General features: G+C 44.9%; 21 protein-coding genes. 20 read left to right on the forward strand and 1 reads right to left on the reverse strand.

The genetic code is table 11. The features are described from left to right. The first annotated feature begins 207 nt into the window (after nucleotides 1–207). The 10 genes from ACNOGP_RS13545 to galE all read left to right on the forward strand — a co-directional run bounded on the left by ACNOGP_RS13545 (nucleotide 208) and on the right by galE (nucleotide 10,301). Nucleotides 208–1,767, forward strand: coding sequence for an ATP-binding protein (locus ACNOGP_RS13545; RefSeq protein ID WP_418213034.1), 1,560 nt, complete (start codon nucleotides 208–210; stop codon nucleotides 1,765–1,767). A gap of 31 nt (nucleotides 1,768–1,798) precedes the next feature. After that, nucleotides 1,799–3,361 (forward strand): ATP-binding protein, encoded by a 1,563-nt coding sequence (locus ACNOGP_RS13550; RefSeq protein WP_418213035.1) that lies wholly within the window; start codon nucleotides 1,799–1,801, stop codon nucleotides 3,359–3,361. A 163-nt stretch (nucleotides 3,362–3,524) separates the two neighbouring features. Further along, entirely contained in the window at nucleotides 3,525–3,950 is a 426-nt protein-coding gene (locus ACNOGP_RS13555; protein ID WP_007761099.1) for a SoxR reducing system RseC family protein, read from the forward strand. Nucleotides 3,951–3,956: 6 nt separating this feature from the next. After that, the gene (locus ACNOGP_RS13560) at nucleotides 3,957–4,859 is read left to right on the forward strand and encodes a Fe-S cluster domain-containing protein (protein ID WP_418213036.1); all 903 of its coding nucleotides are present in this window, start codon (nucleotides 3,957–3,959) and stop codon (nucleotides 4,857–4,859) included. 24 nt (nucleotides 4,860–4,883) lie between these two features. Beyond that, entirely contained in the window at nucleotides 4,884–6,221 is a 1,338-nt protein-coding gene (rsxC, locus tag ACNOGP_RS13565) for an electron transport complex subunit RsxC (protein WP_143865728.1), read from the forward strand. Nucleotides 6,222–6,226: 5 nt separating this feature from the next. Continuing rightward, on the forward strand, nucleotides 6,227–7,219 hold the full coding sequence (locus tag ACNOGP_RS13570; RefSeq protein WP_007761097.1) for an RnfABCDGE type electron transport complex subunit D: 993 nt from the start codon (nucleotides 6,227–6,229) through the stop codon (nucleotides 7,217–7,219). After that, nucleotides 7,216–7,887: an RnfABCDGE type electron transport complex subunit G gene (locus ACNOGP_RS13575; protein ID WP_195630922.1), complete on the forward strand. Its 672-nt coding sequence runs from the start codon at nucleotides 7,216–7,218 to the stop codon at nucleotides 7,885–7,887. Before ACNOGP_RS13570 ends, ACNOGP_RS13575 begins: the two co-directional genes overlap by 4 nt. Nucleotides 7,888–7,906: 19 nt before the next feature. Continuing rightward, nucleotides 7,907–8,491: an electron transport complex subunit RsxE gene (rsxE, locus tag ACNOGP_RS13580; RefSeq protein ID WP_418213037.1), complete on the forward strand. Its 585-nt coding sequence runs from the start codon at nucleotides 7,907–7,909 to the stop codon at nucleotides 8,489–8,491. A 22-nt stretch (nucleotides 8,492–8,513) separates the two neighbouring features. Next, nucleotides 8,514–9,086, forward strand: coding sequence for an electron transport complex subunit RsxA (rsxA, locus tag ACNOGP_RS13585; protein WP_007752531.1), 573 nt, complete (start codon nucleotides 8,514–8,516; stop codon nucleotides 9,084–9,086). 180 nt (nucleotides 9,087–9,266) lie between these two features. Further along, the gene (galE, locus tag ACNOGP_RS13590; RefSeq protein ID WP_007752533.1) at nucleotides 9,267–10,301 is read left to right on the forward strand and encodes a UDP-glucose 4-epimerase GalE; all 1,035 of its coding nucleotides are present in this window, start codon (nucleotides 9,267–9,269) and stop codon (nucleotides 10,299–10,301) included. 220 nt (nucleotides 10,302–10,521) lie between these two features. Here the strand turns inward: galE and ispE are convergent, their stop codons facing one another. After that, the gene (gene ispE / locus ACNOGP_RS13595; protein WP_418213038.1) at nucleotides 10,522–11,349 is read right to left on the reverse strand and encodes a 4-(cytidine 5'-diphospho)-2-C-methyl-D-erythritol kinase; all 828 of its coding nucleotides are present in this window, start codon (nucleotides 11,347–11,349) and stop codon (nucleotides 10,522–10,524) included. Between the two features lie 189 nt (nucleotides 11,350–11,538). Between ispE and dnaB the strand changes: the two genes are divergently transcribed. From dnaB to ACNOGP_RS13645, 10 genes are all read left to right on the forward strand, one after another. Then, nucleotides 11,539–13,107 carry a replicative DNA helicase gene (gene dnaB, locus ACNOGP_RS13600; RefSeq protein ID WP_007761088.1) on the forward strand — a complete coding sequence of 523 codons (1,569 nt, stop codon included), beginning with the start codon at nucleotides 11,539–11,541 and terminating at the stop codon, nucleotides 13,105–13,107. Nucleotides 13,108–13,218: 111 nt separating this feature from the next. Continuing rightward, the gene (gene pheT / locus ACNOGP_RS13605) at nucleotides 13,219–15,681 is read left to right on the forward strand and encodes a phenylalanine--tRNA ligase subunit beta (protein ID WP_418213039.1); all 2,463 of its coding nucleotides are present in this window, start codon (nucleotides 13,219–13,221) and stop codon (nucleotides 15,679–15,681) included. Between the two features lie 31 nt (nucleotides 15,682–15,712). Continuing rightward, the gene (locus ACNOGP_RS13610; protein WP_195476798.1) at nucleotides 15,713–16,447 is read left to right on the forward strand and encodes a YebC/PmpR family DNA-binding transcriptional regulator; all 735 of its coding nucleotides are present in this window, start codon (nucleotides 15,713–15,715) and stop codon (nucleotides 16,445–16,447) included. A 6-nt stretch (nucleotides 16,448–16,453) separates the two neighbouring features. Beyond that, complete coding sequence (locus ACNOGP_RS13615) at nucleotides 16,454–16,699, forward strand: TIGR03905 family TSCPD domain-containing protein (protein ID WP_007752551.1); 246 nt, start codon at nucleotides 16,454–16,456, stop codon at nucleotides 16,697–16,699. Nucleotides 16,700–16,924: 225 nt separating this feature from the next. Continuing rightward, on the forward strand, nucleotides 16,925–18,178 hold the full coding sequence (locus ACNOGP_RS13620; protein ID WP_418213040.1) for an Nramp family divalent metal transporter: 1,254 nt from the start codon (nucleotides 16,925–16,927) through the stop codon (nucleotides 18,176–18,178). 29 nt (nucleotides 18,179–18,207) lie between these two features. Beyond that, on the forward strand, nucleotides 18,208–18,972 hold the full coding sequence (locus ACNOGP_RS13625; protein ID WP_418214762.1) for an exodeoxyribonuclease III: 765 nt from the start codon (nucleotides 18,208–18,210) through the stop codon (nucleotides 18,970–18,972). A 40-nt stretch (nucleotides 18,973–19,012) separates the two neighbouring features. Continuing rightward, a complete protein-coding gene (locus ACNOGP_RS13630; protein WP_007761073.1) occupies nucleotides 19,013–19,471 on the forward strand; it encodes a C-GCAxxG-C-C family protein in 459 nt (152 codons plus the stop codon). A 154-nt stretch (nucleotides 19,472–19,625) separates the two neighbouring features. After that, nucleotides 19,626–19,826, forward strand: coding sequence for a winged helix-turn-helix domain-containing protein (locus tag ACNOGP_RS13635; protein ID WP_004295603.1), 201 nt, complete (start codon nucleotides 19,626–19,628; stop codon nucleotides 19,824–19,826). A gap of 129 nt (nucleotides 19,827–19,955) precedes the next feature. Beyond that, nucleotides 19,956–21,737 carry a translation elongation factor 4 gene (gene lepA, locus ACNOGP_RS13640; RefSeq protein ID WP_007761071.1) on the forward strand — a complete coding sequence of 594 codons (1,782 nt, stop codon included), beginning with the start codon at nucleotides 19,956–19,958 and terminating at the stop codon, nucleotides 21,735–21,737. A gap of 87 nt (nucleotides 21,738–21,824) precedes the next feature. Beyond that, on the forward strand, nucleotides 21,825–23,024 hold the full coding sequence (locus ACNOGP_RS13645; protein WP_349070876.1) for a sodium:proton antiporter: 1,200 nt from the start codon (nucleotides 21,825–21,827) through the stop codon (nucleotides 23,022–23,024). The last annotated feature ends 12 nt before the right edge of the window (nucleotides 23,025–23,036 follow it).

The raw sequence follows: 23,036 nt of genomic DNA on the forward strand, positions 1-23,036 counted from the left end.
TTGCTTGATCACCTCAGTAAGGAGGAAGCCGAAGCGGACTGGGATAGAGGGAAGTTGCTGTATCTGAAGTACAGGGAGAAAAAAGAGAGGGAGAGAGGAGAACGGTGAAACGATAATGGAGGAAGTAAAGGCAGGCGGGAAAAAGTTTCCTGCCTGCCTGCTTTTTGAACGGATATTTTTTGTAGCTTTGTGAAAAATATGATTGATATGGAAGCTTTGCAAAGATTATATCCTATAGGGATACAGACTTTTTCTGAAATTCGTGAGAAGAATTATCTTTATATCGATAAGACGGAATACGTTTATCGCATGACTCATTTTGCGAAATATGTGTTTCTGAGTCGTCCTCGCCGTTTTGGTAAGTCTTTGCTTGCTTCTACTTTGCATAGTTATTTCTCGGGTCGTAAGGATCTGTTCCAAGGGTTGGTTATGGAGAGGTTGGAGAAAGAGTGGACAGAGTATCCGGTTCTTCATTTTGATATGAGTACGGCCAAGCATGTGGATAAGGAACAATTGTTGCAAGAGCTGAATCTGAAACTTTCGGAGTATGAGGGTGTTTATGGAAAAGGCCAGGAGGAGATTAATCCTAATCAACGTTTGATGGGGTTGATCAAGCGTGCCTATGAGCAGACGGGCCGACAAGTCGTAGTTCTTATAGACGAATACGATGCTCCTTTGCTTGATGTGGTGCATGAAAAGGAAAATCTAGGCGTATTACGTAATATCATGCGTAACTTCTATAGTCCCTTGAAGGCTTGTGATCCTTATCTGAAATATGTGTTTCTGACTGGTATCACCAAGTTCTCTCAGTTGAGTATCTTTAGTGAATTGAATAATATCAAGAATATCAGCATGGATGAGCCATACGCTGCAATTTGCGGAATAACGGAGGATGAGATGCTAACGCAAATGAAAGAGGATGTGGAGAGATTAGCTGTGAAACTGGAAATAACACCTGAAGAAGTCTTGCTGAAGTTGAAGGAGAATTATGACGGTTATCATTTTACTTATCCGTCTCCCGACCTCTATAATCCTTTCAGTCTGTTGAATGCTTTTGCGGATGGTAAGTTTGGTTCTTACTGGTTCGGTAGCGGTACTCCTACATACTTGATAAAGATGTTGGAGAAGTTCGGTGTTGAACCTTCTGAAGTCGGAGGAAAAACAGCAGCTGTGGAGGATTTTGACGCACCGACGGAGACTATGTCCAGTATTACTCCGCTGTTATATCAGAGCGGTTATATCACCATCAAGGGTTATGATAGCGAGTTGGGACTGTACACATTGGATATTCCTAACAAAGAAGTTAGGGTCGGCTTGATGAGGAGTCTGTTGCCTTATTATGTGTCTACACCTACTGAAAAAACGAATACCATGGTAGCTTATCTTTCTCGTGATATCCGTAATGATGATATGGATTCTGCGTTGCGTCGGCTGCAGACTTTCTTGTCCACCATTCCTTATTGTGACAATACGAGGTATGAAGGTCACTATCAGCAGATGTTCTACATCATTTTCAGCTTATTGGGCTCTTTTGTGGATGTTGAAGTCCGTACTCCTCGTGGTCGAGTGGATGTGGTGCTTCGTACGAAAACAACCTTCTATGTGATGGAGTTGAAGCTTGACAAGACTGCCGGTGAAGCTATGGAGCAAATCAACCTGAAGAATTATCCTGAACGCTTCGCTTTATGCGGGCTTCCGGTCGTGAAAGTGGCGATCAACTTTGATAGTGAGCGGGGGACGATAGGAGACTGGATGATTGAAAAATAATACTAGTTCTAAAGAAAATATAGATATTGATATGGAAGCTTTGCAAAGATTATACCCTATAGGGATACAGACTTTTTCTGAAATTCGTGAGAAGAATTACCTTTATATCGATAAGACGGAATACGTTTATCACATGACTCATTTTGCGAAATATGTGTTTCTGAGCCGTCCTCGTCGTTTTGGTAAGTCTTTGCTTACTTCTACTTTGCATAGTTATTTCTCTGGTCGTAAGGATCTGTTTCAAGGGTTGGCTATGGAGAGGTTGGAGAAAGAGTGGATAGAGTATCCGGTTCTTCATTTCGATATGAGTACGGCCAAGCATGTCGGAAAAGATGAATTGATAAGTGAGTTGGAACGTAAGTTGACAACTTATGAAAGAATCTATGGCCGAAATGAGGAAGATATTTATGTCAATCAGCGGTTGCACGGTCTGATAGAACGTGCTTATAAGCAGACGGGCCGACAAGTTGTTGTTCTTATAGACGAATATGACGCTCCTTTGCTTGATGTGGTGCATGAAAAGGAAAATCTAGGCGTATTACGTAACATCATGCGTAACTTCTATAGTCCCTTGAAGGCTTGTGATCCTTATCTGAAGTATGTGTTTCTGACTGGTATCACCAAGTTCTCTCAGTTGAGTATCTTTAGCGAATTGAACAATATTGAGAATATCAGCATGGATGAATCATATGCTGCGATCTGTGGAATAAGCGAGGGTGAGATACGTTCGCAGATGAAAGAGGATGTGGAGAGATTGGCTGTGAAACTGGAAATAACACCTGAAGAAGTCTTGCTGAAGTTGAAGGAGAATTATGACGGTTATCATTTCACTTATCCGTCTCCTGACATCTATAATCCGTTCAGTTTGCTTATGTCTATGGCTAAGGGTAAGATCGATTCTTACTGGTTCGGTAGCGGCACTCCTACATACCTGATAAAGATGTTGGGTAAATTTGGTGTAAATCCTTCTGATATCGGTCCCAAACAAGCGAAAGCTTCCATTTTTGATGCTCCTACCGAGACCATGACGAATATCACTCCTTTGCTATATCAGAGCGGTTATATCACCATAAAGGATTATAATAAGATTCTGGACCTTTATACGCTTGATATTCCGAATAAGGAAGTTCGTCTGGGTCTTATGGAAAGCCTTCTTCCTAACTATGTGGGCAATGAGACCCCGGAAGCCACTACTATGGTTGCCTATCTTTTTTATGATATTCAGAACGGTGATATGGATTCTGCGTTGCGTCGTTTGCAGACTTTTTTGTCTACCATTCCTTATTGCGACAATACTAAATATGAGGGGCATTACCAGCAACTCTTTTACGTCATATTCAGTCTGCTGAATTATTATGTGGATATTGAAGTCCGTACCCCCCGTGGTCGAGTGGATGTGGTGCTTCGTACGAAAACCACCCTCTATGTGATGGAATTGAAGCTTGATAAGACTGCCGGTGAAGCTATGGAGCAGATCAATCTGAAGAATTATCCTGAACGCTTCGCTTTATGCGGGCTTCCAGTCGTGAAAGTAGCGATAAACTTTGATAGTGAGCGGGGGACAATAGGAGACTGGGAGATTGAAAAAGGCTGATAAAGGCTGATAAAGTGTACAAATCGTAGCCATATCTTTTCCGTGTGCGATAACGCGGACGCAAAAAATAACATTTTATTATGTGTAAAAAAATAGGGAGAATGCTTCGTAGTTCATAAATAATGATTAAATTTGCCGCGATTTGTAATGTTGAGTTTGCAAAATGACGAATAATACTATAAAGCATCTGGGTATTGTGGAAAACATACAGGGTTCTCATCTGTCGGTGAGGATTGTTCAGACATCGGCTTGTGCGGCTTGTAGCGCAAAGGGACACTGTTCCTCAGCGGATAGCAAGGACAAAATCATAGATATTATCGATACGGCGGCATCTTCCTACCGGGTAGGAGAGAAAGTCATGGTGATTGGCGAAACGTCGATGGGCATGATGGCGGTGGTATTGGCTTTTATAATTCCTTTCGTACTTCTGATATTTTCACTATTCCTTTTTATGGCGCTGATGGAGAATGAACTGTATTCCGCTCTTCTTTCTCTGGCTATACTTATACCCTATTATTTCATTCTCTGGCTCAACAAAACACGATTGAAACAAAAATTTTCATTTACTATAAAACCAATAAATAACTAAAACATTATGAATTTGATTCTGATTGCAGTGATTTCATTGGGAGCGATAGCGCTCGTGCTGGCCGCTATTCTGTATGTGGCTTCCAAGAAATTTGCCGTGTATGAAGACCCGCGGATTGCCCAAGTGGGGGAAGTATTACCCCAGGCTAATTGCGGTGGATGTGGCTACCCCGGTTGTAGCGGATTTGCCGACGCTTGTGTCAAAGCCGGTTCACTGGAAGGTAAGTTCTGCCCTGTAGGCGGACAGCCTGTCATGGCAAAAGTTGCTGATATTCTCGGACTGGCAGCCGGTGAGGCTGAACCGATGGTAGCAGTGGTGAGATGTAACGGAACCTGTGCCAACCGCCCTCGCATCAACCAGTACGATGGTGCCAAGAGCTGCGCTATTGCCGCTTCACTGTACGGTGGTGAGACAGGATGCAGTTACGGTTGTCTGGGATGTGGTGACTGTGTGGCGGCTTGTCAGTTTGACGCCATCCACATGAATCCCGAAACGGGTCTGCCGGAGGTGGACGAGGCTAAATGTACGGCCTGCGGCGCTTGTGTGAAGGCCTGTCCGAAAGCGATTATCGAGATTCGCCCGCAGGGTAAGAAGTCACGCCGCGTATACGTTTCTTGCGTGAACAAAGACAAAGGCGCCGTTGCCCGCAAAGCTTGTACGGTAAGCTGTATCGGCTGTGGCAAGTGTGTGAAGACTTGTCCGTTCGAGGCTATCACATTGGAGAATAATCTGGCTTACATTGATCCGAACAAGTGTAAGTCTTGCCGGAAATGTGTGGAAGTTTGTCCGCAGAATTCCATTATCGAGCTGAATTTCCCTCCTCGCAAACCGAAGGCGGAAGAAGCTGTGGAAGCTCCGAAAGCACTAGTTGCTCCGAAAGCTCCGGCTACTCCGAAAGTAACAGAATAATAACAGAATAAAATACAGAATTGTATGTTAAAGACATTTTCAATTGGTGGAGTTCATCCACACGAAAATAAATTGTCGGCACATCAACCTATCATCACGGCGGAGGTTCCTGCAAAGGCCGTTATTCTGCTGGGGCAGCACATCGGCGCACCTGCAAAACCGATTGTTGCGAAAGGTGATGTGGTAAAGGTGGGCACTAAGATTGCCGAACCGGCCGGCTTTGTTTCGGCAGCAATTCACTCTTCCGTCAGTGGCAAAGTGGCGAAGATTGATACGATAGTCGATGCCAGCGGTTATGCGAAACCTGCTATTTTTATTGATGTGGAAGGTGATGAATGGGAAGAAACGATTGACCGTAGCGCAACCCTGGTGAAAGAATGTGAGCTTTCGTCGGAGGAGATTGTGAAAAAGATTGCCGAAGCGGGAATCGTCGGTCTGGGTGGCGCTTGTTTCCCTACTCAGGTGAAACTTTGTCCTCCTCCTTCTTTCAAGGCCGAATGTGTGATTATCAATGCGGTGGAGTGCGAACCTTATCTGACGGCCGATCATCAGCTTATGCTGGAACACGCGGAAGAGATCATGGTAGGTGTTTCTATCCTGATGAAAGCTGTGAAAGTGAACAAGGCGTTTATCGGAATCGAAAATAACAAACCGGACGCTATCGAGCTGATGACGAAAGTGGCTTCCGGTTATGCCGGTATCGAGGTAGTGCCTTTGAAGGTGAAATATCCGCAAGGAGGTGAAAAGCAATTGATCGATGCGATAACCAAACGCCAGGTGGCGAGCGGCGCCCTTCCTATTTCTACCGGAGCGGTCGTTCAGAACGTGGGTACTGCTTTTGCTGTGTATCAAGCCGTTCAAAAGAACAAGCCGTTGTTTGAACGGGTAATCACAGTGACCGGTAAGTCGGTTGCAAAACCTTCCAACTTCCTGGCCCGTATCGGTACGCCGATGAAGCAGCTGATTGATGCTTGCGGCGGTCTGCCGGAAGATACGGGAAAAGTGATCGGCGGTGGTCCGATGATGGGTAAGGCTTTGGTCAATACGGAAGTTCCTACCGCGAAAGGCAGTTCCGGTATTCTGATCATGAATCAGAAGGAAGCCAAGCGTGGTGAGGCACAGAACTGTATCCGTTGCGCGAAGTGTGTAAGCGCTTGTCCGATGGGACTGGAACCGTACTTGCTGGGAGCTTTGTCCGAAAACGGTGATTTTGAAAGAATGGAAAAAGAAAGAATCATGGACTGTATCGAGTGCGGCTCTTGCCAGTTCACTTGTCCTGCCAACCGTCCGCTGCTCGACTATTGTCGTCTCGGTAAAGGCAAAGTGGGAGCTATGATTCGTGCACGTCAAGCTAAAAAATAACGAATATGGAAAATAAATTAATCGTATCACTATCACCCCACGTTCATGGCGGAGACAGCGTACAGAAGAATATGTACGGTGTGCTGATTGCACTGATTCCGGCGTTTCTGGTGTCTCTCTATTTCTTCGGACTGGGTGCTCTGATTGTTACTGCTACTTCCGTTGCGGCCTGTTTATTCTTCGAATGGGCGATCGGAAAATATTTGATGAAGAAACCTACTTCAACAATTTGTGACGGTTCTGCTGTCATCACAGGTGTGTTGCTGGCTTTCAATTTGCCGTCCAACCTACCTGTATGGATTATTATTCTGGGTGCATTGTTCGCTATCGGTGTAGGCAAGATGTCTTTCGGCGGATTAGGCTGCAACCCTTTCAATCCCGCATTGGCAGGACGTGTCTTCCTGTTGCTTTCGTTCCCCGTACAGATGACTAGCTGGCCGGTAGTAGGTCAGTTGACAGCTTATACGGATGCTACTACCGGAGCTACTCCGTTGGCGCTGATGAAACAGGCTATTCACGGTGATATGTCCGCGTTGAGCCAGATCCCAGACGCGTTCAGTCTGCTGATCGGTCAGAACGGTGGCTGTATCGGTGAGGTCAGCGCGTTGGCTCTGCTGATCGGATTGGGCTATATGCTTTGGAAGAAAATCATCACTTGGCATATACCTGTGTCTATCCTGGTCACTGTATTTGTTTTTGCCGGTATCATGCATTTGGTTGATCCTGCAAAATATGTATCTCCGGTATTGCAGTTGCTTTCCGGCGGATTGATGTTGGGTGCCGTCTTTATGGCAACCGACTATGTGACTTCTCCGATGAGCAAGAAAGGAATGTTGATTTATGGTGTTTGTATCGGTCTGCTGACGGTTATTATCCGTCTGTTCGGCGCATATCCCGAAGGTATGTCGTTTGCCATCCTGATTATGAATGCGTTCACTCCGCTGATTAACACCTATTGTAAACCTAAACGCTTTGGGGAGGTAGCGAAGAAGAAATGAAAAAGTTAGAATCATCTTTAAAGAATATGTTGCTGGTACTTACGGGGGTGACTGCCATTTCCGTAGCATTGCTGGCTTACGTGAATGAACTGACAAAAGGTCCTATTGCCGAAGCGAATGCGAAGACATTGAACGAGGCCTTGAAACAGGTTCTTCCGGAATTTACTAATAACCCGGTAGGCGAAAGCGACACGATCTTCAGCGAGAAAGACGGAAAGAAAGTGGTGGACTTCATCGTTTATCCGGCAAAAAAAGGAGAGGAATGGGTCGGTTCGGCAGTTGAGTCCAAAGCTATGGGATTCGGTGGCGAGCTGAAAGTGCTGGTCGGCTTTGACGCTGAGGGCAAGATTTACAATTACTCTTTGCTGGCTCATGCCGAGACTCCGGGACTGGGCTCGAAAGCTGCCGACTGGTTTAAAGAAGGAAACAAGGGAAGCATTAAAGGTATGAGTCCGGGCGAAGGTGAACTGAAAGTCTCTAAGGACGGAGGCCAGGTAGACGCTATTACCGCTTCCACTATCACATCACGTGCTTTCCTGAAAGCTGTCAACAAGGCTTACGAGGCTTATAAGACGGGAGAAGTAAATACAGTGTCGGGAGCTACCCGGAAAGATGAACCTGCCACTGCTCCGGAAACTGAAACGGTGAAGCAAGATTCTATTAATTAAGAAAGGAGGAGATTAAGATATGAATAATTTTAAAGTAATGATGAACGGGATTATCAAAGAGAATCCTACGTTTGTGCTCCTGCTTGGTATGTGTCCTACATTGGGTACAACTTCATCGGCTATCAATGGTATGGGTATGGGACTGGCCACTATGTTTGTGTTGATTTGTTCAAACGTGGTAATTTCTTCCATCAAGAATCTGATTCCGGATATGGTACGTATCCCATCGTTCATTGTAGTCATTGCGTCTTTCGTGACATTGCTTCAGATGGTGATGCAGGCTTACGTGCCGGATTTGTATGCCACACTGGGTCTTTTCATCCCGTTGATCGTAGTAAACTGTATTGTGCTGGGACGTGCTGAAGCATTCGCCGCGAAGAATAACCCGGTGGCTTCCATGTTCGACGGTCTTGGTATGGGACTTGGTTTTACGATAGCCTTGACCCTGCTGGGAGCTGTTCGCGAATTCTTGGGAACAGGCAAGGTTTTCAATCTGACAATCATGCCGGAAGAGTACGGAATGTTGGTGTTTGTATTGGCTCCGGGTGCTTTCATCGCTTTAGGATACCTTATTGCGTTGATCAACAGCTTGAAGAAAGCCTAATTCAATTAAATAAGAGAAGAATATGGAATATATATTGATTTTTATTTCGGCAATCTTTGTAAACAACATCGTGTTGTCGCAGTTCTTGGGTATTTGTCCGTTCTTGGGCGTATCTAAGAAAGTGGAAACTGCGATGGGTATGAGCGCTGCGGTTGCTTTTGTGCTGACCATCGCTACCATTGTCACTTTCTTGATTCAGAAATTTGTTCTGGATGTTTTCGATCTGGGATATTTGCAGACAATCACTTTTATTCTGGTGATTGCCGGACTGGTGCAGATGGTGGAAATCATTCTGAAGAAAGTCTCTCCGGCTCTGTACCAGGCGTTGGGTGTATTTTTGCCATTGATCACAACCAACTGCTGTATCTTGGGTGTGGCTATTCTGGTGATTCAGAAAGACTATGATTTGTTGACAGGCGTTGTATACGCGTTCTCAACAGCTCTCGGATTCGGACTGGCGCTGGTGCTTTTTGCAGGATTGCGCGAGCAGATGAGTCTGGTGAAAATTCCGAAGGGAATGCAAGGCACTCCGATCGCATTGATCACCGCCGGTCTGCTGGCTATGGCATTCATGGGATTCTCCGGCGTGGTATAAGATTTACAGTTGATAATTAAATATGGATTGGGAACTCGGCTGTGTGGAGACATACAGATAATGAGTTCCCAATTCTTTTATAAATAAAATGGTTACGGAATATTGCATTCTCATTTTATTTCCATACATTTGTAGCTCAAACAATAATAGACCGAAGAACTAACCATATAAGTAAAGAATATGAAAGAAAGAATTTTAGTGACAGGGGGAACGGGATATATTGGTTCCCATACTGTTGTAGAGCTGCAAAACAGTGGGTATGAAGTAATCATCATCGATAATTTATCAAATTCCAGTGCTGATGTTGTCGACAATATAGAAAAAGTTTCCGGTATCCGTCCGGCTTTCGAAAAGTTGGATTGTCTTGATTTTGAAGGTCTTGATGCCGTATTCACAAAATATAAAGGAATTAAAGCTATCATCCACTTTGCCGCAAGCAAGGCGGTAGGTGAGTCGGTGGAGAAACCGTTGCTTTATTATCGTAATAATCTGGTTTCTTTGATTAACCTTCTCGAACTGATGCCGAAACACGGAGTGGAAGGTATTGTATTCTCTTCTTCTTGTACGGTGTATGGACAGCCGGATGAATTGCCGGTGACAGAAAAGGCGCCGATTAAGAAAGCGGAATCACCATACGGAAATACAAAACAGATTAATGAAGAGATTATCCGTGATACGGTAGCCTCCGGTGCTCCGATCAATGCAATCATGTTGCGTTATTTCAATCCGATAGGCGCGCATCCTACTGCATTGCTGGGTGAGTTGCCGAACGGTGTTCCCCAGAACCTGATTCCTTATCTGACTCAGACAGCTATCGGTATTCGCGAGAAGCTGAGTGTGTTCGGTGACGATTATGATACGCCCGACGGTTCTTGTATCCGTGACTTTATCAATGTTGTTGACTTGGCTAAGGCACACGTGATTGCTATCCGCCGTATCTTAGAGAAGGCGCAGAAAGAAAAAGTGGAAGTTTTCAATATCGGTACGGGACGTGGTGTCTCTGTATTGGAATTGATTCAAGGCTTCGAAAAGGCTACCGGTGTGAAGTTGAACTATCAGATCGTCGGACGTCGTGCGGGAGATATTGAAAAAGTTTGGGCAAATCCTGATTTCGCTAATTCCGAATTGGGATGGAAAGCTGTGGAAACTTTGGAAGATACTTTGCGCTCTGCCTGGAACTGGCAGTTGAAACTTCGTGAAAGAGGTATTCAATAAAATAGCATTTTTTTGTTTTATCATCTAATAGCTCAAACAAATCAATGTAGATTTGTTTAATTTGATGTGATCGACCTGAAGCTGTTTGCGGGTATGTGAATATACAAGAGCAGTACTTATACTTCTTTGGTATAGACAGGTAGATTGCACAGTAGTTTTGTCGTGTTTTATTTTGTGTTTGTGTTGTGACGGTACTACGACGTGAGTCGTGGTACCGTTTTTATTTAAGTGTTCCTGTGAAGCAGAACGTATCCGTTCCCCAATCAATTTCCGGTAACAGTGCATCGGGTGTGAATAGTCCGAAAACTGAAGAACCGGAACCGCTCATGGATGCGTAGAGCGCTCCGTGATGATAGAGCTCTTTTTTTATATCTCCGATGATGGGATGTTGCGGGAATACGCTGGCTTCGAAATCATTGATCAGGGTATCTTTCCACTCTGCAACCGGACGTCGGATGACCTCTTTGACGGGATATTCCGGATGATGAGGGCGGATGTTTGCAAAAGCTTCCCGAGTGGATACGAACACATCCGGTTTGATAATCATGATTTGGTAGCCGCTTAATGAAAGATCGACCGGAGAAAAGATATTACCGATTCCTTCGGCAAAAGTCGGTCTGTTTTTGATAAAGAAAGCACAGTCTGCTCCCAAAGTGGCAGCGTATACCTCCAATTGTTCTTCAGATACCCCTAACTGATAATGATTATTGAGCAACTTCAGCATGAAAGCTGCATCGGATGATCCTCCACCCAGTCCGGCTCCGGAAGGAATGTGTTTATATAGATGGATCTCTACAGGAGGAAGATGGAATTCCTTATCCATCAACAGATAGGCTTTTACCACCAGATTATCTTCCGGCTTGCCCGCTATTTCCATTCCGTGTTGGTAAAGGGTAAATTTCCGGTCAGTGTCGGGAGAAGTACGGATTTCCAGCGCATCTTCCAAAGCCACCGGATAGAACACTGTTTCCAGATTATGGTATCCGTCCGGGCGTTTTTCCGTAATGGAAAGCCCCAAGTTTATTTTGATATTGGGAAAAGCAATCATATTCAATTAAAGATTAAAAATTAAAGAAAAAGCGACACAGGGGACAAAGTTAGTAAAAACTTCATTTTTCCTTATCTATTCTTCGTGATTATGTTCTATCTTTGTCCTCCCGACCGGAAAAAATCTGTTATGAATGAATATGTCCAGTCGTAACTTTTAATTTTTAATCTTTAATTTTTAATTGAATTAATGGCCGAACAGAGAAGAAACACCCGCAATACGAAGTCTGCTAAAGTGCAACCGGTAAATGATTATGGGCGTATTCAGCCGCAGGCACCTGAGCTGGAAGAAGCGGTATTGGGGGCTTTGATGATTGAGAAGGACGCTTATTCGTTGGTGAGTGAAATTCTTCGTCCCGAATCTTTTTATGAACACCGGCATCAACTGATCTATGCCGCTATCACCGATCTTGCCGTAAATCAGAAGCCGGTGGATATTCTGACTGTAAAGGAACAGCTTAGCAAACGCGGAGAGCTGGAAGAGGTCGGAGGTCCGTTCTATATTACTCAGTTGAGTAGCAAAGTGGCCTCTTCGGCGCATATTGAATATCATGCACGCATCATAGCACAGAAATCATTGGCGCGCGAGTTGATTACTTTTACCAGTAACATTCAAAGTAAGGCGTTTGATGAAACGCTGGATGTGGACGATCTGATGCAGGAAGCCGAAGGAAAGCTTTTTGAGATTTCGCAGCAGAACATGAAGAAGGACTACACGCAGATCAATCCGGTGATTGACGAAGCGTATAAGCTGATTCAGAAGGCAGCGGCACGAACGGACGGATTGAGTGGCCTTGAAAGTGGTTTTACGAAGCTGGACAAGATGACTTCCGGTTGGCAGAACTCCGACCTTATTATTATTGCCGCCCGTCCTGCGATGGGGAAGACAGCTTTCGTCCTTTCTATGGCGAAGAATATAGCCGTCGATTATCGTAACCCGGTAGCGTTGTTTTCTCTTGAAATGAGTAATGTCCAGTTGGTGAATCGTCTGATTACGAATGTCTGCGAGATTCCGAGTGAGAAAATAAAAAGCGGACAGTTGGCGAATTATGAATGGCAGCAATTGGATTATAAACTGAAGGATTTGTTGGATGCACCGCTGTATGTGGATGATACTCCCTCTCTGTCGGTGTTTGAGCTTCGTACGAAAGCCCGTCGTCTGGTGCGTGAACATGGGGTGAAAATCATTATTATTGACTATTTGCAGTTGATGAATGCTAGTGGAATGGCGTTCGGAAGCCGTCAGGAGGAGGTCAGTACCATTTCGCGTTCACTGAAGGGATTGGCGAAGGAGCTGAACATCCCGATTGTCGCATTGTCGCAGTTGAATCGTGGTGTGGAGAGTCGTGAAGGAATTGATGGCAAACGTCCGCAGTTGAGCGACCTTCGTGAATCGGGAGCCATCGAGCAGGATGCCGATATGGTATGTTTTATCCACCGTCCGGAATATTACAAAATTTATCAGGATGATCGTGGTAATGACCTTCGCGGTATGGCAGAGATTGTGATAGCCAAGCATCGTAACGGTGCGGTGGGTGAAGTGCTGCTCCGATTCAAAGGTGAGTATACCCGTTTCTCAAATCCGGAGGATGACATGGTGATTCCTATGCCGGGTGAGCCTGCCGGTGCTATGCTGGGGTCTAAGATGAATGCCGGAGGAGCCGGTTCTGTTCCGCCACCGCCGGCACCGGACTTTACTCCGCAGTCGGGTAATCCGTTCGGGGCACCGGTAGGAGGGGATGGACCTTTGCCATTTTAGTTGCGTCCTCTGTGGTGAAATAACCTGCAATTTTTTATCTAACCTTTTCGGTCAACCGAAAAATCTTATTAACTTTGCGAATCTTTTGAGAAACAATAAAAAATTAACTATATGAATATCTCTTATAACTGGCTGAAAGAGTATGTCAACTTTGATTTGACGCCTGATGAAACGGCGGCTGCGTTGACTTCTATCGGCTTGGAAACAGGTGGTGTGGAAGAAGTGCAGACCATTAAAGGTGGTTTGGAGGGACTTGTGATCGGTGAAGTGCTGACCTGTGTGGAACATCCTAATTCGGACCATCTGCACATTACTACTGTCAATCTGGGAGAAGGCGATCCGGTGCAGATCGTTTGTGGAGCTCCTAACGTGGCTGCCGGACAAAAAGTGGTAGTCGCTACGTTGGGGACAAAACTCTATGACGGGGACGAATGCTTTACCATCAAAAAATCAAAAATCCGCGGTGTAGAATCTACAGGTATGATTTGTGCTGAAGATGAAATCGGTATCGGTACGGATCATGCAGGTATCATCGTTTTGCCGGAAGATGCTGTTCCGGGTACTCTTGCCAAAGATTATTATAATATCAAGAGCGATTATGTGCTTGAAGTGGATATCACGCCTAACCGTGCGGATGCCTGCTCTCACTACGGGGTAGCCCGTGACTTGTATGCTTATCTGATTCAGAACGGTAAGCAGGCAACCCTGCAACGTCCGTCGGTGGATGACTTTAAAGTGGAAAACCATGATTTGGATATTGAAGTAAAGGTTGAAAACAGTGAAGCGTGTCCGCATTATGCCGGTGTTACCGTGAAAGGAGTGACCGTAAAGGAAAGTCCGGAATGGTTGCAGAATAAATTGCGCCTGATCGGTGTGCGTCCTATTAATAATGTAGTGGATGTCACTAATTACATTGTCCATGCTTTCGGACAACCGTTGCATTGCTTTGATGCCGGTAAGATAAAGGGTAATGAAGTTATCGTAAAGACAATGCCCGAAGGAACTCCGTTCGTTACGCTGGATGAGGTGGAACGTAAGCTGAGTGACCGCGACCTGATGATTTGCAATAAGGAAGAAGCCATGTGCATTGCGGGCGTATTTGGCGGATTGGATTCCGGTTCTACGGAAGCTACAACGGATGTTTTCATCGAAAGTGCTTATTTCCATCCTACATGGGTGCGTAAGACGGCACGCCGTCACGGCTTGAATACCGATGCTTCTTTCCGCTTTGAACGCGGCATCGACCCGAATAGTGTGATTTACTGTCTGAAACTGGCTGCCATAATGGTAAAAGAGTTGGCAGGCGGTACTATCTCTTCTGAAATAAAAGATGTATATACTGCTCCTGCACAGGATTTCATAGTAGACCTGTCTTACGAGAAAGTACATTCGCTGATTGGTAAAGTGATTCCGGTAGAGACAATCAAAAGCATTGTGACGAGCCTGGAAATGAAGATAACCAATGAGACGGCGGAAGGACTGACATTGGCCGTTCCTCCTTATCGTGTGGATGTGCAGCGTGATTGTGACGTGATTGAGGATATTCTCCGTATCTACGGATACAATAATGTGGAAATTCCGACTACGTTGAAATCCAGTCTGACTACTAAAGGCGAGCATGACAAGTCGAATAAATTACAGAATCTGGTTGCCGAACAATTGGTGGGCTGTGGATTCAATGAAATATTGAACAACTCATTGACCCGTGCGGCTTATTATGACGGTCTGGAAACTTATCCTTCCAATCGCCTGGTTATGCTGTTGAATCCGCTAAGCGCTGATTTGAACGCCATGCGCCAGACTTTGCTGTTCGGCGGATTGGAAAGCATTGCCCATAATGCCAATCGTAAAAATGCGGATCTGAAATTCTTTGAATTTGGTAATTGCTATTATTTCGACGGGGACAAGAAGAACCCGGAAAAAGCGTTGGCTCCTTATTCGGAAGATTATCATTTGGGTCTGTGGGTTACAGGCAAGAAGGTTTCCAACTCATGGGCGCATCCGGATGAAAACAGTTCGGTATATGAGCTGAAAGCATACGTGGAGAATATCTTGAAACGTTTAGGACTGGATTTGCACAATCTGGTGATAGGCAATCTGGCTGACGATATCTTTGCTGCCGCACTGTCTGTACATACGAAGGGTGGCAAACGCCTTGCTTCTTTTGGTGTAGTTACTAAGAAGCTGCTGAAAGCGTTCGATATAGACAATGAAGTTTATTTCGCTGACTTGAACTGGAAAGAATTGCTGAAAGCGGTCCGTTCGGTTAAGGTCAGCTACAAGGAGCTTTCCAAGTTCCCGGCTGTACGGCGCGATTTGGCTTTGCTGCTCGACAAGAATGTGCAGTTTGCCGAAATCGAGAAGATCGCTTACGAGACAGAGAAGAAGTTGCTGAAAGAAGTGGAACTCTTCGACGTATATGAAGGCAAGAACCTGGAAGCTGGTAAGAAATCGTATGCGGTCAGCTTCTTGCTTCAAGACGAGAGCCAGACATTGAACGATAAGATGATTGATAAGATCATGTCGAAACTGGTGAAGAACCTGGAAGATAAACTAGGAGCCAAACTTAGATAAGTTTAAAATTTCAATCTAAAAATATAAACCAATGGGAAGAGCATTTGAATATAGAAAAGCTACCAAGCTGAAGAGATGGGGCCACATGGCTAAAACATTTACAAGACTGGGTAAACAAATCGCTATTGCTGTAAAGGCAGGTGGTCCGGAACCCGAAAACAACCCGACACTCCGTTCGGTGATCGCTACTTGTAAGCGTGAAAACATGCCGAAGGATAACATCGAGCGTGCCATCAAGAATGCGATGGGTAAAGACCAGAGTGACTATAAGGGCATGACGTATGAGGGATACGGCCCTCACGGAGTAGCTGTATTCGTAGATACACTTACCGACAACCCTACCCGTACCGTAGCGGACGTGCGTTCCGTTTTCAACAAATTCGGCGGAAACTTGGGTACAATGGGTTCTTTGGCATTCCTTTTCGACCATAAGTGTGTTTTCACTTTCAAGAAGAAAGAGGACTTGGATATGGAAGAGCTGATTCTTGACCTGATAGATTATAATGTGGAAGATGAATATGATGAAGATGAGGAAGAAGGAACAATTACGATCTATGGTGATCCTAAGAGCTATGCTGCCATTCAGAAACATTTGGAGGAATGTGGTTTCGAAGATGTCGGTGGAGATTTCACTTATATCCCGAACGATCTGAAAGAGGTTACTCCGGAACAGCGTGAGACATTAGATAAGATGGTGGAACGTTTGGAAGAATTTGACGACGTGCAGACCGTTTATACCAATATGCAACCGGAAGGCGAAGAATAACAGCTCATGGAATATGTTTATAAGACGAAAGGCACTTGCAGCACCAACATCGAACTGAATGTGGAAGATGGAGTGGTGAAAGAAGTGGCCTTTTGGGGAGGATGCAACGGCAATCTTCAAGGTCTTTCGCGCCTGGTAAAGGGAATGAAGGTGGAGGACGTGATAAGTAAACTTGAAGGAGTACGCTGTGGTGGCAGACCCACTTCGTGTCCGGACCAGTTATGCCGTGCATTGCATGAGATGGGGTATTGATATCATCCGGTCTCAAGTATAAGATAGGAAACGCGGATTAACGCAAATTATCGCAGATTAAATTTAATCTTTGTGTAAGTTTGCGTTGATCCGCGTTTTTTTATGATACTGCTTTGGGCTTTTGATGTTAGTAGCGTTTTCCTTATTTGTCGGTATTTTGAACCAAAATTGATCTCTACTCGTTATTTATAAGTATATTTGTACTGAATAAACTATTATGCAGCAATGAAGAATCTTTTTCAAGACTTAAAACGCAAAGATCATAAACGCTATCTGGGTGGACTGGATGTTTTCAAATATATTGGTCCGGGGCTTCTGGTGACTGTCGGATTTATAGATCCCGGAAACTGGGCTTCTAATTTTGCCGCCGGATCCGAATTCGGCTATTCATTACTGTGGGTGGTTACCTTGTCCACGATTATGCTGATCATCCTTCAACATAATGTTGCTCACTTGGGGATTGTCACCGGACTTTGCCTTTCGGAAGCTGCCACCAAATATACTCCCCAATGGGTGTCCCGTCCTATTCTTGGTACGGCGGTACTGGCTTCCATCTCTACTTCGCTGGCAGAGATTCTGGGTGGAGCCATCGCATTGGAAATGCTGTTCGATATTCCTATTGTATGGGGAGCTGTGCTGACTACGCTTTTTGTGTTCATCATGCTTTTCACCAATTCCTATAAGAAAATAGAACGTTCCATCATTGCCTTTGTGTCTGTCATCGGACTTTCGTTTATTTATGAGCTTTTCTTGGTGCAGATAGACTGGCCGGCTGCAACAGCGGGGTGGGTGACTCCCTCGTTTCCCGAAGGAAGTATGTTGATAATCATGAGTGTGCTGGGAGCGGTGGTAATGCCTCATAACCTGTTTTTGCATTCGGAAGTGATACAGAGTCACGAATATAACAAGAAAGATGATGCATCTATCAAGAAAGTACTGAAATATGAGTTGTTCGATACGCTGTTCTCAATGATTATCGGTTGGGCGATTAACAGTGCCATGATTCTGCTGGCTGCCGCGACTTTCTTTAAAAGCGGCATTCAAGTGGAGGAACTGCAACAGGCCAAGTCCTTGCTGGAACCGTTGCTGGGCAGCAACGCTGCCATTGTATTTGCTTTGGCATTGCTGATGGCGGGCATTTCGTCCACCATTACAAGCGGGATGGCGGCAGGTTCCATCTTTGCCGGTATTTTCGGCGAGTCTTATCACATCAAAGACAGTCACTCGCAAGTGGGAGTCCTTTTATCGCTAGGAATCGCCTTATTGCTGATTTTCTTTATCGGAGATCCTTTTAAGGGGCTGATTATTTCGCAGATGATACTTAGTATCCAATTGCCTTTCACGGTCTTTCTGCAAGTCGGACTGACATCTTCCCGGAAGGTGATGGGGAATTATGTGAATAGTCGTTGGAGCACATTTGTGCTGTATACTATCGCGATAATTGTATCCGTACTGAATATCATGCTTCTGTTTTCCTAAAATAAACGTGAATCAATAAATATATAATGATGAAGATTATAACTTATAATGTGAACGGCTTGCGTGCTGCTATCTCCAAAGGTTTCCCGGAATGGCTGGCGCAGGAAAATCCGGATATTCTTTGTCTGCAAGAGACAAAACTACAGCCGGATCAATACCCGGCGGAAGTGTTTGAAGCATTGGGCTATAAGTCGTATTTGTATTCGGCACAGAAAAAAGGATATAGCGGAGTGGCCATATTGACCAAGCAAGAACCTGACTACGTGGAATACGGGATGGGGATGGAAGCATACGATAATGAAGGCCGTTTTATCCGTGCGGACTTCGGCGATTTGTCGGTGGTAAGCGTGTACCACCCTTCGGGGACTAGCGGGGACGAACGCCAGGCATTCAAGATGGTGTGGCTGGAGGATTTTCAGAAATACGTGACAGAGCTGCGGAAGACACGTCCGAATCTGATTCTTTGCGGTGATTATAATATATGCCATGAACCGATTGATATTCATGATCCTGTCCGTAATGCGAAGAATAGCGGTTTCCTCCCCGAAGAGCGGGAATGGATGACGCGTTTTCTCTCGGCAGGCTTTATTGATTCTTTCCGTCTGCTTTATCCGGAAAAACAGGAGTATACCTGGTGGAGCTACCGTTTTAATTCGCGTGCCAAAAATAAAGGCTGGCGAATAGATTATTGTATGACCAGCGAGCCGGTACGCCGATGGCTGAAGAGTGCTCGGATTCTGAATGAGGCGGTGCATTCTGATCATTGTCCGATGGTGTTGGAGATTGACCGTTGAGTTTTTAGGGTCGGGATGAATATAATAAAAAGACAATAGTATGGAAGATAGAGTACAAAAAGCAGTAGAGCTTTTTAAAAGCGGATATAATTGTTCACAGTCCGTAGTGGCAGCCTTTGCAGATATGTACGGATTCACGCAGGAACAGGCTCTGCGCATGGGGGCATCCTTTGGTGGAGGAATAGGCCGGATGCGCGAAACTTGTGGCGCTGCTTGCGGTATGTTTCTGGTGGCAGGACTCGAAACCGGAGCTACGGAAGCGACAGACCGAGAGGGAAAGGCGGCGAATTATGCAGTTGTCCAGGAATTGGCTGCCGAGTTTAAAAAACGCAACGGGTCGCTGATTTGTGGCGAATTGTTGGGATTGAAGAAAAAAGAACCGGTCTCAAATGTTCCGGAAGAACGTACTGCTCAATATTATAGCAAACGTCCTTGTGCGAAAATGGTGGAAGAAGCGGCGAGAATTTGGTCTGAATATCTCGAAAACCATCCAAAATAAGGGAAAAAAGCCATTATTCTTACAAAATCAATAAAAAAACCTTCAATAAAGTGTTCTATAACATAAAAATAGCTATCTTTGTCCCCGAAATAAAATCTGAAAGTCTTTCAAGACCGGATGATTTAAAGCATGTCTAACTAAAATTTCAAAGCAAATGTTGAAAGAAAAAGCAGGTGTGATTGCAGGTACTATCTGGAATGCACTGAATGAAACAGAAGGAATGACTGCCAAGCAATTGAAGAAAGCAACTAAATTGGTTGACAAAGATTTGTTCCTCGGACTTGGCTGGTTATTGAGAGAAGACAAAGTCTCTGTGGAAGAAGTTGAAGGTGAACTCTTCATCAAATTGATCTAAGCGAGTAACTCACTTAAGCAATAAAAAAATGCGTTGGTACATTATCATAATGTTATCAACGCATTTTTTTATATTCCGCCATTTACGTATCTTTGCACACCGAAAAAGATAAAATAATAAGAATTCAGAATGAAGAATATTCGAAATTTCTGCATTATAGCCCACATTGATCATGGTAAGTCAACTCTGGCCGACCGTTTGTTGGAGTATACCAACACTATTCAGGTGACTTCAGGGCAGATGCTTGACGACATGGACTTGGAGAAGGAGAGAGGTATCACAATCAAGAGCCATGCCATCCAAATGGAGTATAATTATAAGGGTGAGAAGTATATCCTGAACTTGATTGATACTCCGGGACACGTGGACTTTTCCTATGAGGTGTCCCGTTCTATCGCAGCCTGTGAAGGTGCGTTGCTGATTGTCGATGCATCTCAGGGAGTACAGGCACAGACCATTTCCAACCTGTATATGGCTATCGAGCACGATCTTGAAATTATTCCTGTAATCAATAAATGCGATATGGCAAGCGCCATGCCGGAAGAGGTGGAAGATGAAATTGTCGAATTGCTGGGCTGCAAGCGTGAGGAAATCATACGTGCTTCCGGTAAGACGGGTATGGGGGTGGAAGAGATTCTCGCAGCCGTAATCGAACGTATTCCCCATCCGGTAGGAGATGAGGAAGCACCGCTGCAAGCATTGATCTTCGATTCCGTATTCAACTCTTTCCGTGGTATTATCGCCTATTTCAAGATTGAGAACGGAGTGATTCGGAAAGGGGATAAGGTGAAGTTCTTCAATACGGGCAAAGAATATGACGCTGACGAGGTCGGGGTCTTGAAGATGGAGCTGGTTCCTCGCAATGAGCTTCGTACGGGGGATGTAGGGTATATTATTTCCGGTATTAAAACTTCAAAAGAGGTGAAAGTGGGAGATACCATCACTCATGTGGCCCGTCCGTGCGCGCAGGCTATCGCCGGATTTGAGGAAGTGAAGCCGATGGTATTTGCGGGAGTTTATCCGATTGAGGCGGAAGATTTTGAAGATTTGCGCGCTTCGTTGGAAAAATTGCAGTTGAACGACGCTTCTTTGACTTTCCAGCCGGAGTCTTCATTGGCATTGGGTTTTGGTTTCCGTTGCGGTTTTCTGGGATTGCTCCACATGGAGATCGTGCAGGAACGGCTTGATCGCGAATTCGACATGAATGTAATCACTACCGTGCCCAACGTATCTTATAATATATATGACAAACAGGGAGAGATGAAGGAGGTGCATAACCCCGGTGGTATGCCAGACCCGACATTGATCGATCATATCGAGGAACCCTATATCAAGGCTTCCATCATCACAACTACCGATTATATCGGCCCCATTATGACGCTTTGTCTGGGGAAACGCGGAGAACTCCTTAAACAGGAATATATTTCCGGCAATCGTGTGGAGATCTTTTATAATATGCCTTTGGGGGAAATAGTGATCGACTTCTATGACCGTTTGAAGAGTATTTCGAAAGGGTATGCGTCGTTTGACTATCATCCCAACGGTTTCAGACCTTCCAAGCTGGTGAAACTGGATATTATGCTGAACGGCGAGCCGGTGGACGCTCTGTCTACGTTGATCCATTTCGACAATGCCTATGATATGGGACGCCGGATGTGTGAGAAATTGAAAGAGCTGATTCCCCGCCAACAGTTTGAGATTGCTATCCAGGCGGCTATTGGAGCTAAGATTATAGCGCGTGAAACCATCAAGGCAGTCCGTAAAGACGTAACAGCCAAATGTTACGGTGGCGACGTAAGCCGTAAACGGAAGCTGCTTGAAAAGCAGAAGAGAGGTAAGAAACGAATGAAGCAGATTGGCAACGTGGAGGTTCCTCAGAAGGCCTTCCTTGCCGTACTGAAGTTGGATTAAAACATTGCCGCAAGCAATTTTTCAGAGATATGCGCTGAACAAATTGACTTGCGGTTAGTTTTTAATATACCAGCAACAACTATAAATATGAGAAAAGTACTGTCTTTTTCGGGCTTCCTGATGTTGGGGCTCGTCATTTCACAATTCCTGCCAATGATAGCAGGAGAGGGATATGGAGTTGTCAAGTCCATTTCTAACGTATTGCTTTATGTATGTCTTAGTTTTATAATGATTAACGTGGGCCGGGAATTCGTTCTTGACAAGTCCCGTTGGAAAAGTTATGCCGAAGATTATTTTATAGCGATGGCGACGGCTGCTCTCCCTTGGTTTATGATTGCTATTTATTATGTGTTCATATTACTTCCGCCCGATTACTGGAATAGCTGGGAGGCATGGAAAGAGAATCTGTTGCTAAGCCGTTTTGCCGCCCCTACCTCTGCGGGTATCTTATTTACAATGCTGGCTGCTATCGGATTGAAATCCAGTTGGATTTATAAGAAAATACAGGTGTTGGCTATCTTCGATGATCTGGACACGATTATCCTGATGATTCCTCTTCAGATTATGATGATCGGTTTGCGCTGGCAGTTGATTATTGTAGTGGTGATTGTGTTTCTATTGCTGTCTATCGGCTGGCAGCGATTGAATAAATATGATTGGCGGCAGGATTGGAAGGCTATCCTCTTTTATTCTGTTATTATATTTCTGGCTACTCAGATACTTTATCTGGGCAGCAAGGAACTATACGGAGAAGCGGGAAGCATTCATATCGAAGTGCTTTTGCCGGCATTTGTTCTGGGAATGATCATGAAGCATAAAGAGCATGATACACCGGTTGAACGGTCGGTTGCTACGGGAATCTCCTTTCTGTTTATGTTCCTGGTGGGGATGAGTATGCCTCATTTTATCGGAGTGAACTTTGCGGAGACTCATGCCGGTACACATTCGGTGACCGGTTCACAGGAAATGATGTCGTGGGGAATGATTCTATTCCATGTCGTGATGGTTTCTTTGCTGTCAAATCTGGGAAAACTTTGTCCGATGTTCTTCTATCGCGACCGGAAGTTGAGTGAGCGGTTGGCTCTTTCGATCGGTATGTTTACCCGTGGCGAAGTGGGAGCGGGGATTATTTTCATAGCATTAGGATATAATCTGGGAGGTCCGGCGTTGGTGATTTCAGTATTGACTTTGGTCTTGAACCTTATTTTGACAGGAATCTTTGTGCTTTGGGTGAAAAACCTGGCGCTGCGTTCCGTTACGACAAAGGGCACAAAGATTCGTTCTTGAACATATTCTGAT

Origin of the sequence: Bacteroides difficilis, assembly GCF_048319815.1 — a bacterium.
In the GTDB taxonomy this organism is placed as follows: Bacteria; Bacteroidota; Bacteroidia; order Bacteroidales; family Bacteroidaceae; genus Bacteroides; species Bacteroides zhangwenhongii.